Raw genomic sequence first — 408 nt, 5'->3', positions numbered from 1 at the left:
TTTTTTCAGACCCCACAAAAATGTGAGGTCTTTTTTAATTGAATAACATTCCTTCGGGGTCGGGTGCAAGTCCCAATCGGCGGTAAAGCCCGCGAGCTTTTTTAAAGCAGGATTCGGTGAAATTCCGAAGCCGACAGTAACAGTCTGGATGAGAGAAGGTAGGCAAAAACTGGCGATAGTGCTGGTTTATTTGAAGATGCCTTTTTTCAGACCCCACAAAAAATGTGAGGTCTTTTTTAATTGAATAACATTCCTTCGGGGTCGGGTGTAAGTCCCAATCGGCGGTAAAGCCCGCGAGCTTTTTTAAAGCAGGATTCGGTGAAATTCCGGAGCCGACAGTAATAGTCTGGATGAGAGAAGGTAGGCAAAAACTGGCGATAGTGCTGGTTTATTTGAAGACGCCTTCTC

Annotated in this window: 2 riboswitches. The window is 45.1% G+C overall.

What is annotated here, in order from left to right:
* Positions 1-45: 45 nt before the first annotated feature.
* Positions 46-164, top strand: a riboswitch (FMN riboswitch).
* An 83-nt stretch (positions 165-247) separates the two neighbouring features.
* Positions 248-366: riboswitch (FMN riboswitch) on the top strand.
* Positions 367-408 lie beyond the last annotated feature (42 nt).

Source organism: Bacillus ndiopicus (assembly GCF_000612805.1).
Lineage (GTDB): Bacteria > Bacillota > Bacilli > Bacillales_A > Planococcaceae > Metasolibacillus > Metasolibacillus ndiopicus.
This window is presented reverse-complemented; position numbering and strand designations above follow the sequence as displayed.